This window comes from Rathayibacter agropyri, assembly GCF_013249015.1.
Taxonomy (GTDB): domain Bacteria; phylum Actinomycetota; class Actinomycetes; order Actinomycetales; family Microbacteriaceae; genus Rathayibacter; species Rathayibacter agropyri.
Genome location: NZ_JABRPL010000001.1, coordinates 1,138,714 through 1,152,967 on the forward strand (window position 1 = coordinate 1,138,714; position 14,254 = coordinate 1,152,967).

Below are 14,254 nucleotides of genomic sequence, written 5' to 3' on the forward strand. Positions count from 1 at the left end.
CCTACCCCGACGACCTGACGGGCCGCGGTCGCGCCGCTGGTAAGGCGGAGGAGGAAGCGATACCAGCGGACAACGCCGCCAGCGGTGCGACCGCGGCCCGTCAGGCGGCGGGAGCCAAGTAGTCGTCCCAGTCGGGCTGTGTGCGTTCCGCGCCGCGGACCAGCCAGGAGCCCGCGCGCGGCATCCGAGGGGCGGTGCGCAGGCGCCAGCCCATCTCGTGCGGCGTGCGGTCGCTCTTGAGGTTGTTGCAGCGCTGGCAGCACGCGACAAGGTTTTCCCAGGTGTCCCGCCCGCCGCGCGACTTTGGCTGGATGTGGTCGATCGTTGCCGCGTGCTGTCCGCAGTAACCGCAGCGGTGGTTATCTCGGCGCAGCACACCGCGGCGCGAGACCGGCACCTTGCGGCCGTTCGGGATGCGCACGTAGCGCGTCAGCACGATCACCGAGGGCCGGACGTAGTCGCCGGTCGCACCGTGCACGGGATTGTCCTCATCGGCGGCGATGACGGTCGCCTTCTCGGTCATCAACAGGACCAAAGCCCGTTTGAACGACACGACCGCGAGCGGTTCATAGCCGGCGTTGAGAACCAGAGTGCGCATCAGTGACCTCCGTGCTGTCGCACGCCGAGCCGCGGGGACGTCGCGACCACGAGCAAGGGCACCGTCGCGATGACGGCGCCCTTCGAGGCCACGGCGCAGTGCCGCGTGATGGCGTGGAGTCGTATCCGCGTGTCAGAGGAGTGCACCGCCGCGGCGAGGACCCCGGCGCGTATCGAATCGGTCCGCCGCACGCCACAGCGCAGCCCCACACTGCGGCGCTCGCTCCGTTCGGCCATCCCGGCACTCCGTCCCTCGACGAATCGATCCGCTCGCCACGCGAGCAGACTGGGAATCAGATTAACCCTTTGGGGGCGGAATCGTGATGGATCCCGGTGGATTCGTCACGCGCAGAGCGGGAGCGGGCTCTCAAGCTCGACGCAACATCAGCCGGTGATGCGCACAATCCGGTAGTCGGATGTCCAGAGCGGCTGAACGCGGACGCTCGCACCCTCATACGGCGCGTGCAAGATGTTGCCGTTACCCGCGTAGAAGCCGTCGTGGCCGTCCATGATCACGAGGTCGCCGGGCTGAGCGTCGGCAAGCGACACCGGAGTGCCCATCGCACCCTGGCCCGCGGCCGAGTGCGGCATCGAAATGCCGTACTGCGCGAAGACGTACATCAGGTAGCCGGAGCAGTCGAAGCCACTCGGGTCGGCGCCGCCGAACACGTAGGGGACCCCCTGGTACTGCAGGGCCGTGGCGAACACGGACGACAGGCTGTACCCGGTGGTCGGCGCTGCTGCGGCGATCTCCGGAGCGGAGGCGCCGGAGTAGGAGTTGAACGCCTCGGCGGTCTCGGCGCGCGCCTCGGCGACGGTGTTCGTCTCGACGACCGGCTCAGCGACCGCGACGGGCTCGGGCGGCGGCGGCGCGGCGTCGGCCGAGAATCCGTCGCGGGCGATCGCGGCCTGCACCACTCCTCCCGGGACATCGACCGTTTGCGCATCGCCCTGGCGGAGCAGATCGGCGCGCGACGCGGCAAAGAGGCCGTCGTCCTGCGTTCCCGGAGTGAAGGCGTACGCGGGAAGGGCCATCGTGGCGACCAGCGCGCCGGCAAAGCCAACCATTGCAACCTTGCCGACGACCCGGCCGCGGCGCTTGCGCGGGGTCCCTGCGGGCGAGGGCACGAAGTCGGTGATGTCGACGCGGCGCTCAGGCCCGGTAGGCACGGCGCGGCGAGCGACGGGTGCCTCCGCGTGGAGACGGGCCCGGATCACCGGGGGCTGGTTCTCGAAGGAGGCGTTACTGGAGTGGTTCGGGTGAGTGGAGCGATACCGGTCGGGGGAACCGGCGGCGTCCTGTGAGGAAGTGGGGTTCTGAGGCAAAGCGGAGATCCTCCGACGTCCCGTCAGCCCAGGCAGCTGTCCCGTCTCATGCACGAAGCATCGAGGTGAACGGCATCCGAGACGGGCGAGGGGGCGTCGGATCCCGCAACTCTGCGACCGGGGGTCGGCGGCAGGGCTTCACAGAGCGTAAGCGACCGTTACCGATTTGTCACCTCCACCACACGAACAGGCCACCCTCCCGTTCCACAGAGGTCACGCGCTGCGCTCGGGCTCCGGGAGTCGGCCCAGGACGCAAGCCTGCTCAGCCGACGAGGAAGATGTGCGCTGCCACCTCGTTGGGAAGCTCGATGCCGGCCGACACGCCGTCCATCCTCGCAAGCACATAGCCGTTGAGCGCCGAGAACTCGCCCTCCGCACCGGGAACGACCCCCGCCTGCTTGAGCTGGAGGAGGAGCTCTGGATCGACCTGTGCGGGCTCGCCGAGCCGGCGCACGACTCCGCGCAGCGGCTCCGCTGAGCCGGCGACGAAGCGAGGCAAGCTGATGACGCCGTCGGCAAAGCGCGAGGCCGGGATGTCGCCGAGTTCGTCAAGGCCAGGAATCGGGTTTCCATAGGGCGATTCCGTCGGGTGATCGAGCATCTCGAGGAGTCGGCGCTCGACCTGCTCGCTCATGACGTGTTCCCAGCGGCACGCTTCCTCGTGCACGAACTCCCAGTCGAGCTTGATCACGTCGTGCAGGAGACGCTCGGCAAGGCGGTGCTTGCGCATGACATGGATCGCCTTGCGGCGGCCGTCCGAGGTGAGCTCCAGGTGGCGGTCGCCCGAGACGACGACAAGGCCGTCGCGCTCCATGCGGCCCACTGTCTGCGACACGGTCGGGCCGGAGTGGCTGAGGCGCTCCGAGATGCGCGCGCGCAAAGGGATGATGTTCTCCTCCTCGAGTTCGAGGATGGTGCGCAGGTACATCTCGGTCGTGTCGATCAGATCCGTCATCTCAGCCTTCCCGTCTCGGCGCGCTCAACCCTACTGGTCGGCGCACCGCAGCATCCGCGCTGCGGCACGACACAGGCTTCCGTCGCTCGGAGGAAGGGGTCTGGCCGGGAACCCTAGTATTAACGCATGCCGGACCTCACCATTCCTCGCGAGCTTCTTCCCCACGATGGACGGTTCGGCTGCGGCCCGTCCAAGGTGCGGCACGACCAGCTCGCCCACCTCGCCACCCAGGGCGCACACCTGCTCGGCACCTCGCACCGACAAGCGCCGGTGAAGGATCTGGTCGGCCGAGTGCGCGAGCATCTCGCGGCGCTGTTCCGCCTCCCCGAGGGTTATGAGGTCTTGCTGGGCAACGGCGGCTCGACCGCCTTCTGGGACGCCGCGGCGTTCTCCCTCATCGAGCGCCGCGCCGAAAACCTGACCTTCGGCGAGTTCGGGCAGAAGTTCGCCTCCGCCGCCTCCGCTCCCTTCCTCGAGCCGGCGCACGTCGTCTCCGCTCCCGCAGGCTCGCGGAGCGAAGTCGAGATCGTCGAGGGGATCGACGTGTACGCCTGGCCCCACAACGAGACGAGCACCGGAGTGATGGCGCCTGTGCGCCGGGTCCTCGGCGACGAGGGAGCGCTGACCGTCATCGATGCGACGAGTGCCGCCGGCGGCATCGATGTCGACATCGCCGAGGCGGACGTCTACTACTTTGCCCCGCAAAAGAATTTCGCCTCCGACGGCGGCCTCTGGTTCGGCCTGTTCTCCCCCGCCGCGATCGAGCGCGTTGAACGCGTCGCCGCCAGCGGACGCTACATCCCCGAGTTCCTCAGCCTCAAGAACGCCGTCGACAACTCCCGGCTGAACCAGACGCTGAACACCCCCGCGCTCTCGACGCTCCTGCTGATGGAGTCGCAGCTCGAGTGGATGAATGCTTCCGGCGGTCTCGCCTGGGCCTCGGCACGGACCGCAGAGTCCTCCTCCGCGATCTACGACTGGGCCGGAGCATCCACGCTGGCGACTCCGTTCGTCGAGGTACCCGAACACCGGTCGCAGGTCGTCGCGACCGTCGACTTCGACGCCTCGATCGACGCGGCCCTTGTCGCACGGGTCCTGCGCGCGAACGGGATCGTGGATACGGAGCCGTATCGCAAGCTCGGTCGCAACCAGCTGCGGGTCGCCACCTTCGTCGCCGTGGAGCCGGACGACATCCGCTCGCTCCTCGGCTGCATCGACTACGTCGTCGAACGCCTGGCGGTCTGAGGCCCGCGATGCGGTTCTGGCTGCGGGAGGACGAGCGGCGGCCGAGCCCGCCGGCGTTCGCGAGCAACGACGCCGCGGCTCTCTTGGTCGGCTGCGTCGCCTGGGCACTCGCCCTCGTCGCCGTGCTGATCGCGACAATGAGTGGAGTGGTCGTCGAGCCGGTACTCGTCTCGACCGTCGTGATCGGACTCGTACTCGGCACGATCGGCCTCTTCTACAGCCGAAACCGCCCCTAGGCGGCGCCGGTCTCCTTTCGGAGAGTCGCTCCCGAGCCCACAATCGGATTGGCAGTTCCGCTCACGCTGATGTGCGAAGGCTGCCGCCCCAGTCGTGTGCTCAGCGGCGGCGCCGACGACGGCGCACTGCCTGGGCAGGAGTGGGATCCTCGCCGAAGTCGTTCGAGCCGGATTCCTCGGCGTCGAGCGGATCATCGTCCTCGGAGTCGACGTCGTCATCCAAGTCGTCATCGTCATCGTCATCCGAGTCGACGTCCAGCTCCTCACTGTCGGAGTCGTCGTCGAGATCCACGTCCACATCGTCAAGGTCATCCGACTCATCGTCGGCCTCGAGGTCGTCACCCGCGGCGTCCTGCGCGGACTGGTAGTCCGCCATGCGCACAGTCCAGGGAACCCAGTCCGGCGCCAGCACAGCGCCCTCACCCGGCAGCAGCTCGACCTCTAACACGGAGACAGCCTCGGTCTCATCGATCCGAGAGAGCGTCGCCGTCCACAACCACCCGGGATATCCGCTCATGAGGTTCGCGAACTGCAGCGACACCACATGCTCGCCCTGGGCAACTGTGGCGACGAGTTCGCCAATTGTCTCGTCGGGAGTGATCTCGGCGAGAGCAGCGCGTGCCGTGTCTATCGAGGCGGCGAGGACCGGATCGAGTGCGAATACCACCTCAGGAGCGTCGAGCTCACCGACGTCGAGGGCATCCATCTCGGGAGCCTCCTGGACGAAGGCGACCTCGAGGGATTCGTCGCGCGTCGTCTCGTCGGCGTCAGGCATCCAACTCGTCCGCAACTCGGCGCAGGAGCGCCGCGATCGTCGCGCCGTGTGCCTTGTCCGGGTAGCGACCGCGCTTGAGTCCGGCGCCAATCCCGTCGAGGAGCTTGACCGTGTCCTCGACGATCACGGACATATCGTCCGCGGACTTGCGGTTGAGCTTCGCCATGCTCGGCGGGGCGTCGAGGACTCGCGCAGACAGCGCCTGGGCCCCGCGCTTGCCGTCGGCGATGCCGAACTCGAGGCGGGTACCGGCTTTGACCGCGGTCCCGGAGGGCAGCGCGGAGGCGTGCAGGAAGACTTCCTGGCCGTCATCAGTGCTGATGAAGCCGAAGCCTTTGTCCTCGTCGTAAAACTTGACCTTGCCGGTAGGCATGCAGACCCCTCCTGGAAATGAAGCAGCCATCAGTTTAGACGACCAGGCCCGCCCTATCCTTGACGCGTGAAGCCACAGGAGCCGGCGGGCATCGGACGCGCGGAACGCGCCCTCGCCTACATGTTCATCGCGATCATCGTCGTGACGGTCCTCGCGTTCCTCGCGATCCTGATCGCCCCGGCCCTCGGCGTCCGCGAGTACACGGGGACACTGTGGCAGTTCGTGTTCGCGCTCCCCCTCGTAGGCCTGCCGATCGCTTTCCTCATCATGATCGGGATGCTGATCGTAGGAGTCCGCCGCCGCGCAAAGTCCTGACGCGCCGTTCCGCGACGGCGGGCGTGCATCGAGCGACTCATCACTGGGCTCCCAGTGTTCGCGCAGCCGACGGCCAGATACTGGCGTGCATGGACGGACCGCGCATTCTCATCGTCGATGACGAACCCAACATCAGGGACCTACTCACCACGAGTCTCCGCTTTGCCGGCTTCGCCGTGCGCGCGGTCGGCAACGGTGCCCAGGCGATCTCGGCGGTTCTCGAGGAGGAGCCGGACCTCATCATTCTCGACGTCATGCTTCCCGACATGAATGGCTTCGGCGTGACCAAGCGACTCCGCTCAGCGGGGTACACCTCGCCGATCCTCTTCCTCACGGCAAAGGACGACACCGAGGACAAGATCACGGGGCTCACTGTGGGCGGCGACGACTACGTCACGAAGCCGTTCAGCCTCGACGAGATCGTCGCCCGCATCAAGGCGATCCTCCGCCGCACCATGCATGCCGAAGAGGACGCGGTCATTCGGGCCGGCGAGTTGACGATGGACCAGGACACACACGAGGTCCTCGTGGGCGACGAGCCGGTCGAACTCAGTCCGACCGAGTTCAAGCTGCTCCGTTACCTGATGCTCAATCCGAACCGGGTGCTGAGTAAGGCACAGATCCTCGACCACGTCTGGGAGTACGACTTCAACGGCGATGCGGGAATCGTGGAGTCTTATATCTCGTACCTGCGCCGTAAGCTCGACACACACTCGGAGGAATCGCTCATTCAAACCAAGCGAGGATTCGGGTACATGCTGAAGGTGGCGAAGGCATGAGCCTTCGCCGTTTCGACGTCCGTCTCTGACTCACTGGCGTCGACGCCGCCGACACAAGGGAGTTCCACCGCCATGCACCAGGGTCTGGCCGAGCGGTGGAACTCCATCTCGTTGCGTACGAAGATCACGGCTGTCACGGTGCTGCTGCTGACACTCGGCCTCCTCGTCTCGGGCATCGGCACCATGACGATGCTCAAACCGCAACTCGTCGCCCAGCTCGATCGGCAACTGGCCGACCAGGTGCAGAAGACGGCGAGCGAACTTTCCGTCCGCGATTTGGCCGCCATCGACGACTCCAAGGCCGACTTCGGCGCGGTCTACGACCAGTACGGCGGATTGGACAACACGAATGCCTCGGGCGCCGCCGATCCGGCGTTTCCAAAGACCTTTACGCTCGAGCAGGCCCTCCAGGGCGGCGACAAGCCGATGGAGATTTGGAGTTCGAACGGCAAGGTCGAGTACCACGTCATGTCGACGGTGTTCACGAGAGGAGCGGAGTACCAGACTCTCCTGCTCGCCGTGTCGACCCGCGATGTCGACAACATCATGACGATCTACCTCACGATCTTCCTCGGCTTCGGGGTGGCGATCGTCGTCATCGGCGCCCTTCTGACACGCCTGCTCGTCACGACCACGTTCGCGCCGCTGCGCGAGGTCGAGCAGACAGCAGCCGCCATCGCGGACGGGGACTTTAGCCAGCGCCTCGACGGGACGACCCCCAATACCGAGGTCGGCCGACTCAACCGCTCGCTCAACGCGATGCTGGGACGCATTGACTCCGCCTTCCGAGACCGCGCGCGCACGATCGATCAGATGCGCCGCTTCGTCGGGGATGCGAGCCATGAACTGCGCACTCCCCTCGTCTCCGTTCGCGGCTACGCCGAGCTGTACCGAATGGGCGCTCTCCAGACGCCCGAGGCCGTCGCCCAGGCAATGGAGCGGATCGAGAAGGAAGCGATCCGGATGGGCGGCCTCGTCGAGGACCTCCTTGAGCTCGCCCGCCTCGACGAGACCAAACCGCTCGCCCTCGCCCCCGTCGACCTCATCCCGCTCGCCCGCGACGCCGCGATGGACGCGATGGCCTCCTGGCCCGATCGCGACTTCGGAGTCGAGACTCGCGATGACACGCCGGTCGAAACTCCTGCGCTCGAGCACGAGGAGGACGTTCCCGGCACGCAGCAGACGATGGAGTTCGCCAACGCAGGACTCACCGGTCCGATCGCTGCCGCCGGAGCGCGCCTCGCACGCTTCCGTCGCCGTCCCCGCAGAGTCAAAGCCGAGGAGATCGCGGCCGGTGCGAGCGTTGCCGTTCTCGAAGAGGCGGGCGCACCCGCGATGGTGATGGCGGAGGAGAACAAAATCCGCCAGGTCCTCACCAATTTGATCGGCAACGCCGTTCGCTATACCCCCGAGAACACTCCGATCGAGGTCGGCGTCGCCGTCGACCGCTCACGGCGACTGGCGCTGCTGGAGGTCATCGACCACGGTGAAGGGATTCCTCCCCAGATCCGCGAGAAGATCTTCCAGCGCTTCTGGAGGGCCGACACGTCACGCACGCGCGAAACGGGCGGCAGCGGCCTTGGCCTAGCGATCGTGTCCTCGATCGTCGCCGCGCACAAAGGCCGCGTTGATGTCGTGGAGACGCCGGGAGGCGGCGCTACCTTCCGCGTCGCCCTGCCGTTGCTCGCTGTCGAGCAGAACGGCGAGACGTCCCCAGCCTCCGTCTGATCCACCTCGGACCTGCCGTTGAGCGCTGCGCGCGCGGACACTGTCTGATCCTCCGCGCTGCGCGCTCCCGCGGTAAGGAGCACGGGTCGCCGGTGCAACGTCGGGTTACCCGACTCGCAGCGAGGTCGCCGGAGTCCCGTGATCCTGCGAGCCGTACCGGACTCCGCCAGCTGGACCTACCTCGGGGAGGCGCCGAGCACCCTGCGAGGGAGTCACTGCTGCACCTTCAGAAACGCAGAAGGCGGCTCCCCCGGAGGGGAACCGCCTTCTGCGTGATGAGGCCCGACTCAGAAGTCCATGCCACCGGTGGGGTCGCCGCCAGCAGCGACCGGGTTCTTCTCCGGCTTGTCGGCCACGACGGCCTCCGTGGTGAGGAAGAGACCGGCGATCGACGCGGCGTTCTGCAGAGCGGAGCGAGTGACCTTGACCGGGTCGATGATGCCCGCGGCGATGAGGTCGACGTACTCGCCGGTCGCGGCGTTGAGCCCCCAACCGGTCTGCAGCTCGCGGACCTTGGCAGCGACGACACCGGGCTCGAGACCGGCGTTCAGCGCGATCTGCTTGAGCGGGGCGTCGATCGCGACGCGCACGATGTTCGCACCGGTCGCCTCGTCCCCGACCAACTCAAGCTTTTCGAAGGCGAGCTTGCCGGCCTGGATGAGGGCGACGCCACCACCGGCGACGATGCCCTCCTCAACGGCGGCCTTCGCGTTGCGAACGGCGTCCTCGATGCGGTGCTTGCGCTCCTTGAGCTCGACCTCCGTCGCCGCTCCAGCCTTGATGACCGCGACACCGCCGGCGAGCTTCGCGAGGCGCTCCTGGAGCTTCTCGCGGTCGTAGTCGCTGTCGGTGTTCTCGATCTCGCCGCGGATCTGCGCGACGCGACCGGCGATGGCCTCGGCGTCGCCTGCACCCTCGACGATCGTGGTCTCGTCCTTGGTGATGACGACCTTGCGGGCCGAGCCGAGCAGGTCGAGGGTGACGTTCTCAAGCTTGAGGCCGACCTCCTCGGAGATGACCTGACCGCCGGTGAGAATCGCGATGTCCTGGAGCTGCGCCTTGCGACGGTCGCCGAAACCGGGGGCCTTCACGGCGACCGACTTGAAGATGCCGCGGATCTTGTTGACCACCAGGGTCGCGAGCGCCTCGCCGTCGACGTCCTCAGCGATGATCAGCAGCTGCTTTCCTGCCTGGATCACCTTGTCGACGACGGGGAGGAGGTCCTTGATGTTCGAGACCTTGGAGTTGACGATGAGGATGTAGGGGTCCTCGAACACCGCCTCCTGGCGGTCGGGGTCGGTGACGAAGTACTGCGACAGGTAGCCCTTGTCGAAGCGCATTCCCTCGGTCAGCTCGAGTTCGGTGCCGAACGTGTTCGACTCCTCGACGGTGACGACACCCTCCTTGCCGACCTTGTCGATAGCCTCGGCGATGATCGCGCCGATCTCGGGGTCCGCAGCCGAGATGGAGGCGGTCGCTGCGATCTCCTCCTTGGTCTCGATGGCCTTCGCGCCGGTGACGAGTTCGGCGGTGACGGCCTTGACGGCCTTCTCGATCCCCTTCTTGAGGCTGATCGGGTCGGCTCCGGCGGCGACGTTGCGCAGGCCCTCGCGGACGAGCGCCTGAGCGAGGACGGTCGCGGTGGTGGTTCCGTCGCCGGCGACGTCGTCAGTCTTCTTGGCGACCTCCTTGACGAGCTCGGCGCCGATCTTCTCGTACGGCTCGTCGAGCTCGATCTCCTTGGCGATGGAAACGCCGTCGTTCGTGATGGTGGGAGCGCCCCACTTCTTCTCGAGGACGACATTACGGCCGCGCGGGCCGAGGGTGACCTTGACCGCATCGGCCAGAGTGTTGAGTCCACGCTCGAGGCCGCGGCGGGCTTCTTCGTCAAAAGCAATGATCTTGGCCATGTGTGTTTCTCGTCCCTCCCGGACGTCGTGAAGTTTCAGTGCTGGCACTCGACTGGAGCGAGTGCCAGGACCGATTCTGGCACTCGCGGTGGAGGAGTGCAAGCGACCGTGGCGCGCTCCGCACGGAAAGGGAGCCGCCGCCCGCACGAGGCGGACGACGGCTCCCTGGGGCCTCGCGACTAGACCGGACGGACCGATTCGGCCTGCGGCCCCTTCGACCCGGTGCCGACCTCGAACGCGACCTGCTGGCCCTCCTCGAGGACCTTGTAGCCCGACATGTCGATGGCGGAGTAGTGGACGAATACGTCCTGCCCACCGCCGTCGACCGTGATGAAGCCGTAGCCCTTCTCAGCGTTGAACCACTTGACGGTTCCGTTCGCCATCTCTGTACTCCCCAGTGCTGTGCTGCCCGCGGCGCGAGCCATGCGCTCGTGCCTGGTTGGGAATACTAATCGGAGGATCTGTCCTCGCACGGGCCAGGAACGGCCCCGCGACGAAGAGTTGCCCGGGATTCAACACGGAGGAAATGTACCCGTAACAGAAGGGGCCGGGATCAACCCTGCTTGGCGGCGAAGTCGGTACCGAGCACCACCACGACAGTGCCCGTCTCAACGAAGTCCTGCGAAAGCTTCGGCGTCCCCACACCGAGCGAGTCGGCGAGGCCGAGCGCAGCACCCTCGAGCGCCGGGTCGGTGTAGTAGATGGTCGTGACCGCCACGTCCTCGGTGTTGGCATTGGCCACGGTCGGGACGCTCCAGCCTGCGGCGGTAAGGGCGCTGCTCGCTCTGGCAGCGAGCCCGGCGGTGGCTGTACCGTTCAGCGCCGAGACTCCCAGGTTCGGATCGACGGTGGCGACGGCGGTCGGCGTCGCTCCGGCGCTCGGCGGCGTGAACACATCCGTAAACTCCACGCGGTCGTCGATCACCAGCAGCCCGATGAAGCCCAAAAGGACGATCACTCCGGTGGCCAGCGCCGCCCAGGCGAACGCGATCGCCCGTGCGTGCGGGGCGGGCGGCCTGCGATGGGCGCCGACGCGACCCTCCGTCGCCGGAACCTCGTCGAAGCGGTCTGTCGGATGCATGTTCGACATCGGGGGTGCGGCCGGCCTTCCGTTGGTGGACTCGAATAGCTCGTCTACTCGAGGCGCCCGAGGCGACGCGCGGCGCGGGCGCGGGCGCGCTGGTCGCGGATGCGCTGCAGCCGCTTCACGAGCATCGGATCGTGCGCAAGGGCAGCCGGTGAGGCGAGCACTGCGCTCAGCACCTGATAGTAGCGGGCAGCCGAAAGTCCGAACTGGGAACGGATTGCGTCGTCCTTGTCGCCCGACCGTGCAGTCCACTCGCGCTCGAAGGCGAGCACCCGCAGGTCGCGCTCGGACAGGCCGGTGTCCCAGCTCGGGTCCGTCATCCTGCTCATTCCCCCAGGGTAGGGAAGAAGGTCGGGACGGGTGCGGAGGCTCACCGAAGCATGCTGATGTGCAGGATTCCCGCGTCGTCGCCTCCCGTTCGCGCCCGTCGAGCTCCTCATCGTCGGCTCCCTGCTCGCGGAGGAAGACGTCGGCGCGCGAGGTGATAGACGTCATCGGTCGAGAGTTCGCTCGACGCCTTGACGATCACGGAATGCGCCTCCGTGGGGCACAGTTGAGGAGAGAGGGAGGGGAGCGATCTCTCCCCGTACACTGGCGAAAATTCCGAGGGAGACCCATGTCGTCGTATTCCGTGAACAAGACCGACGCCGAGTGGCGGGAGGAGCTTGACCGCGACCAGTACTCGGTCCTGCGAGAGGCCGCCACCGAACGCCCGTGGACCGGTGAGCTGCTCGACGAGCATCGCTCCGGTCTGTACACCTGCGCTGCCTGCAACGCCGAGCTCTTCACGAGCGGCACCAAGTTCGACTCTGGCTGCGGCTGGCCCAGCTTCTACGAGTCGGTGAACCCCGACGCGGTCCAGCTGATCGAGGACAGCACACTCGGCATGGTCCGGACCGAGGTTCGGTGCGCGAACTGCGGCTCGCACCTGGGTCATGTGTTCCCCGACGGTTTCGGCACACCCACCGGCGACCGCTACTGCATGAACTCCATCGCGATGACTTTCCAGGCCGAGGGCGAGTAATCGTGCTCCCCTCCCCCGTGCTCGAAGCCGTGCTCGCGCGCCGGTCGCGCTCGAAGGTCACGGCTGAGGCCCCGGGGCACGACGAGATCGCGGCGTTCGTTTCGGCGGCGTCGCGACTCGCCGACCACAGTTCGCTGAGACCGTGGCGGGTCATCGAGATCCGTGGCGCCGCGCGCGACCGGATCGGCCGCAGCTTCGCCGCAGCCTCGGGTGAGAAGAAGGATCCGCGGAAGTACATCGAGAAGACGCACCGCGCCTCCCTCCTGCTCGCCGTCGTGGTGAGCGTGAAGAAGTCGAAGGTGCCGGCCTGGGAGCAAGAGGCCGTCGCCTCGGGCGTTGCTCACCTCCTGAGCCTGCTGCTCGACGAGGCCGGGTGGGGCGTCTTCTGGCGCACCGGCTCGTACACGCGCGCCAAAGCGGTTCGGAAGGCGCACCGCCTCGAGAAAGGCGAGGAGTTGCTCGGCTGGCTCTACGTGGGCCGGCCGGACGGCAAGATCGGCGGGCCGAAGCGGCCCTCGCCAGCCGAACGGCACCTCAGCGTTCTCGAGCCTTGAGCGCCGGCCGCGCGCCCCGGACGAAACCGCGCCGAGGCCCGCGATAAGCTGGCGGGGCGCGTGAGCGCACCTGCCGACGTGGCGCAATTGGTAGCGCACCCGACTTGTAATCGGGCGGTTACGAGTTCAAGTCTCGTCGTCGGCTCCCCATCACGAAGGCCCCGCCCGCACTGCGCGGACGGGGCCTTCGTTCATCCGTCTATCCGGCGGCCGGCGCAGGCTCGGTCGAGGCGGGGGCCTCGGACGCGGGAGCGTCGGTCGAGGCCGGAGCCTGCGAGGACGTCGGCGTGGGCGTACCCGATGAATAGGAGTCGGCGGCAGCCGAGAGGACGAACGAGCTGAACGCGTCGCGATCCGTCAACGAGCCGGAGTACGACGCGCCGTTGACGAGCACAATCGGGGTTCCCGTTGCGGCCGGGACATCCGTTCCGGGCAGGGGACCTGAGGTGGCGCGCTCCGTCGCGGCACGTACCCAGCTGACGAACCGGGAGTCATCGATGCAGCTGTTCACCGCGGCGGTGTTCTCGACTCCCGCCTGCGCGGCATACTTCTTGAGCTGATCGTCGGAGAGGCCGTCCGTCCCCTCCGCGGGCTGGTTCAGGAAGAGCAGTGAGTTGTAGTCGAAGAACGCGTTCGGCTGAGCGTCGGCGACACAGGCGGCGGCGTTAGCCGCACGCTCCGAGTACTTTGTCCCGTTCGAACGAGTGGTCAGGATGGCGATGGGGTGGATCTCGACGGTCGCAGCTCCGCTCGTCACCCACTCCTTGATCTGGTCACCGTTGGTCTTCTCGAAGTCACCGCAGTAGGGGCAGAGGTAGTCGAGATAGACCCTGATGTCGACTTTCCCCGACGAGGTATCGCGGACGCTCGGCGTCGGCGTCCCCTCAACGGGGAGGGAGGGACTGGTCTGAGCGACCATGTTCTCGCCGATGACCACGCCATCGCTGGCCATGTTGGCAGGGCCAGGCCCAGCCGGGCGGATGCTCGAACTGACGGCGAAGACCACGATCGCGACGATCGCGATCACGACCACCGCGAGACCACCCTGCAGGGCGATCCGGCTTGCGCGGTCTCGGCGCTTCTGCTGCTCGCGGAGTCGGCGCGCCTTCTCTCGGGCAGCCTCTCGTCGCTGGTTCTTCGAGAGACGGTCGTGGGCTCCGCCGTTGGTCATGACAAGGACGCTCCGAATGAGAGTGGGGAAAAAGGGGAAGGGGCTGCCGCCGGGGCGCGACTCGCCGGAATCTTACGCGCGAGCCCTGGGAAACCTCCAAACGGTGCTGACCCTGCGATCGCCGGTCCCTCCGAGACCCGTGGCATACTGAGAGAACTGGCCGCTGTCGCCCAGGCGAT

Annotated in this window: 17 protein-coding genes and 1 tRNA gene; 8 read left to right on the forward strand and 10 right to left on the reverse strand. The window is 67.1% G+C overall.

Going from position 1 to position 14,254, the window contains the following annotated elements:
- Positions 1-100 precede the first annotated feature (100 nt).
- The 3 genes from HRF29_RS05275 to HRF29_RS05285 form a co-directional block, all read right to left on the reverse strand.
- Entirely contained in the window at positions 101-598 is a 498-nt protein-coding gene (locus HRF29_RS05275; RefSeq protein ID WP_173245581.1) for an HNH endonuclease, read from the reverse strand.
- A gap of 383 nt (positions 599-981) precedes the next feature.
- Complete coding sequence (locus HRF29_RS05280) at positions 982-1,923, reverse strand: C40 family peptidase (protein ID WP_246226593.1); 942 nt, start codon at positions 1,921-1,923, stop codon at positions 982-984.
- Between the two features lie 262 nt (positions 1,924-2,185).
- Positions 2,186-2,878 (reverse strand): iron-dependent transcriptional repressor DtxR, encoded by a 693-nt coding sequence (locus HRF29_RS05285; RefSeq protein ID WP_173245584.1) that lies wholly within the window; start codon positions 2,876-2,878, stop codon positions 2,186-2,188.
- Between the two features lie 126 nt (positions 2,879-3,004).
- Between HRF29_RS05285 and serC the strand changes: the two genes are divergently transcribed.
- Together serC and HRF29_RS05295 are read left to right on the forward strand one after the other, a co-directional pair.
- Positions 3,005-4,123, forward strand: coding sequence for a phosphoserine transaminase (gene serC, locus HRF29_RS05290; RefSeq protein WP_173245587.1), 1,119 nt, complete (start codon positions 3,005-3,007; stop codon positions 4,121-4,123).
- Between the two features lie 8 nt (positions 4,124-4,131).
- The gene (locus HRF29_RS05295; protein ID WP_173245590.1) at positions 4,132-4,359 is read left to right on the forward strand and encodes a DUF2530 domain-containing protein; all 228 of its coding nucleotides are present in this window, start codon (positions 4,132-4,134) and stop codon (positions 4,357-4,359) included.
- Between the two features lie 100 nt (positions 4,360-4,459).
- Here the strand turns inward: HRF29_RS05295 and HRF29_RS05300 are convergent, their stop codons facing one another.
- Both HRF29_RS05300 and HRF29_RS05305 read right to left on the reverse strand, forming a co-directional pair.
- Positions 4,460-5,134: a DUF3027 domain-containing protein gene (locus tag HRF29_RS05300; protein ID WP_246226594.1), complete on the reverse strand. Its 675-nt coding sequence runs from the start codon at positions 5,132-5,134 to the stop codon at positions 4,460-4,462.
- On the reverse strand, positions 5,127-5,507 hold the full coding sequence (locus tag HRF29_RS05305; RefSeq protein WP_173245593.1) for a cold-shock protein: 381 nt from the start codon (positions 5,505-5,507) through the stop codon (positions 5,127-5,129). The genes HRF29_RS05300 and HRF29_RS05305 overlap by 8 nt, the downstream gene beginning before the upstream one ends.
- Before the next feature lie 66 nt (positions 5,508-5,573).
- Here HRF29_RS05305 and HRF29_RS05310 point away from each other — a divergent pair, with 66 nt between their 5' ends.
- The 3 genes from HRF29_RS05310 (at position 5,574) to HRF29_RS05320 (ending at position 8,329) form a co-directional block, all read left to right on the forward strand.
- Positions 5,574-5,822, forward strand: a complete 249-nt coding sequence (locus tag HRF29_RS05310) for a hypothetical protein (RefSeq protein ID WP_343043653.1) — start codon at positions 5,574-5,576, stop codon at positions 5,820-5,822.
- 89 nt (positions 5,823-5,911) lie between these two features.
- Positions 5,912-6,601 carry a response regulator transcription factor gene (locus HRF29_RS05315; protein WP_055787731.1) on the forward strand — a complete coding sequence of 230 codons (690 nt, stop codon included), beginning with the start codon at positions 5,912-5,914 and terminating at the stop codon, positions 6,599-6,601.
- A 72-nt stretch (positions 6,602-6,673) separates the two neighbouring features.
- Positions 6,674-8,329, forward strand: a complete 1,656-nt coding sequence (locus tag HRF29_RS05320) for a sensor histidine kinase (RefSeq protein ID WP_173245596.1) — start codon at positions 6,674-6,676, stop codon at positions 8,327-8,329.
- A 287-nt stretch (positions 8,330-8,616) separates the two neighbouring features.
- Here the strand turns inward: HRF29_RS05320 and groL are convergent, their stop codons facing one another.
- The 4 genes from groL to HRF29_RS05340 form a co-directional block, all read right to left on the reverse strand.
- Complete coding sequence (groL, locus tag HRF29_RS05325) at positions 8,617-10,239, reverse strand: chaperonin GroEL (RefSeq protein ID WP_173245599.1); 1,623 nt, start codon at positions 10,237-10,239, stop codon at positions 8,617-8,619.
- Positions 10,240-10,418: 179 nt separating this feature from the next.
- Positions 10,419-10,622 carry a cold-shock protein gene (locus tag HRF29_RS05330; protein ID WP_068210468.1) on the reverse strand — a complete coding sequence of 68 codons (204 nt, stop codon included), beginning with the start codon at positions 10,620-10,622 and terminating at the stop codon, positions 10,419-10,421.
- A gap of 170 nt (positions 10,623-10,792) precedes the next feature.
- A complete protein-coding gene (locus tag HRF29_RS05335) occupies positions 10,793-11,320 on the reverse strand; it encodes a LytR C-terminal domain-containing protein (protein ID WP_246226595.1) in 528 nt (175 codons plus the stop codon).
- A gap of 53 nt (positions 11,321-11,373) precedes the next feature.
- Entirely contained in the window at positions 11,374-11,655 is a 282-nt protein-coding gene (locus HRF29_RS05340; protein ID WP_173245605.1) for a DUF3263 domain-containing protein, read from the reverse strand.
- 287 nt (positions 11,656-11,942) lie between these two features.
- On the opposite strand from HRF29_RS05340, the gene msrB reads away from it, so the two are divergent.
- The 3 genes from msrB (at position 11,943) to HRF29_RS05355 (ending at position 13,049) form a co-directional block, all read left to right on the forward strand.
- The gene (gene msrB / locus HRF29_RS05345; RefSeq protein WP_173245608.1) at positions 11,943-12,350 is read left to right on the forward strand and encodes a peptide-methionine (R)-S-oxide reductase MsrB; all 408 of its coding nucleotides are present in this window, start codon (positions 11,943-11,945) and stop codon (positions 12,348-12,350) included.
- A gap of 2 nt (positions 12,351-12,352) precedes the next feature.
- Positions 12,353-12,904, forward strand: a complete 552-nt coding sequence (locus tag HRF29_RS05350; RefSeq protein ID WP_343043654.1) for a nitroreductase family protein — start codon at positions 12,353-12,355, stop codon at positions 12,902-12,904.
- Between the two features lie 72 nt (positions 12,905-12,976).
- Positions 12,977-13,049, forward strand: a tRNA-Thr gene (locus HRF29_RS05355).
- 54 nt (positions 13,050-13,103) lie between these two features.
- Here HRF29_RS05355 and HRF29_RS05360 read toward each other — a convergent pair.
- The gene (locus HRF29_RS05360; RefSeq protein WP_173245610.1) at positions 13,104-14,075 is read right to left on the reverse strand and encodes a DsbA family protein; all 972 of its coding nucleotides are present in this window, start codon (positions 14,073-14,075) and stop codon (positions 13,104-13,106) included.
- Positions 14,076-14,254 lie beyond the last annotated feature (179 nt).

What these genes read in the sequence shown, in the direction of transcription:
- HRF29_RS05295 (WP_173245590.1), top strand. Translation starts at nt 4,132, where the DNA reads ATGCGGTTCTGGCTGCGGGAGGACGAGCGGCGGCCGAGCCCGCCGGCG.
- HRF29_RS05335 (WP_246226595.1), bottom strand. Translation starts at nt 11,320, where the DNA reads ATGCATCCGACAGACCGCTTCGACGAGGTTCCGGCGACGGAGGGTCGC.
- HRF29_RS05275 (WP_173245581.1), bottom strand. Translation starts at nt 598, where the DNA reads ATGCGCACTCTGGTTCTCAACGCCGGCTATGAACCGCTCGCGGTCGTG.
- HRF29_RS05330 (WP_068210468.1), bottom strand. Translation starts at nt 10,622, where the DNA reads ATGGCGAACGGAACCGTCAAGTGGTTCAACGCTGAGAAGGGCTACGGC.
- HRF29_RS05320 (WP_173245596.1), top strand. Translation starts at nt 6,674, where the DNA reads ATGCACCAGGGTCTGGCCGAGCGGTGGAACTCCATCTCGTTGCGTACG.
- HRF29_RS05360 (WP_173245610.1), bottom strand. Translation starts at nt 14,075, where the DNA reads ATGACCAACGGCGGAGCCCACGACCGTCTCTCGAAGAACCAGCGACGA.
- HRF29_RS05285 (WP_173245584.1), bottom strand. Translation starts at nt 2,878, where the DNA reads ATGACGGATCTGATCGACACGACCGAGATGTACCTGCGCACCATCCTC.
- HRF29_RS05300 (WP_246226594.1), bottom strand. Translation starts at nt 5,134, where the DNA reads ATGCCTGACGCCGACGAGACGACGCGCGACGAATCCCTCGAGGTCGCC.
- HRF29_RS05305 (WP_173245593.1), bottom strand. Translation starts at nt 5,507, where the DNA reads ATGCCTACCGGCAAGGTCAAGTTTTACGACGAGGACAAAGGCTTCGGC.
- HRF29_RS05315 (WP_055787731.1), top strand. Translation starts at nt 5,912, where the DNA reads ATGGACGGACCGCGCATTCTCATCGTCGATGACGAACCCAACATCAGG.
- HRF29_RS05340 (WP_173245605.1), bottom strand. Translation starts at nt 11,655, where the DNA reads ATGAGCAGGATGACGGACCCGAGCTGGGACACCGGCCTGTCCGAGCGC.
- serC (WP_173245587.1), top strand. Translation starts at nt 3,005, where the DNA reads ATGCCGGACCTCACCATTCCTCGCGAGCTTCTTCCCCACGATGGACGG.
- msrB (WP_173245608.1), top strand. Translation starts at nt 11,943, where the DNA reads ATGTCGTCGTATTCCGTGAACAAGACCGACGCCGAGTGGCGGGAGGAG.
- groL (WP_173245599.1), bottom strand. Translation starts at nt 10,239, where the DNA reads ATGGCCAAGATCATTGCTTTTGACGAAGAAGCCCGCCGCGGCCTCGAG.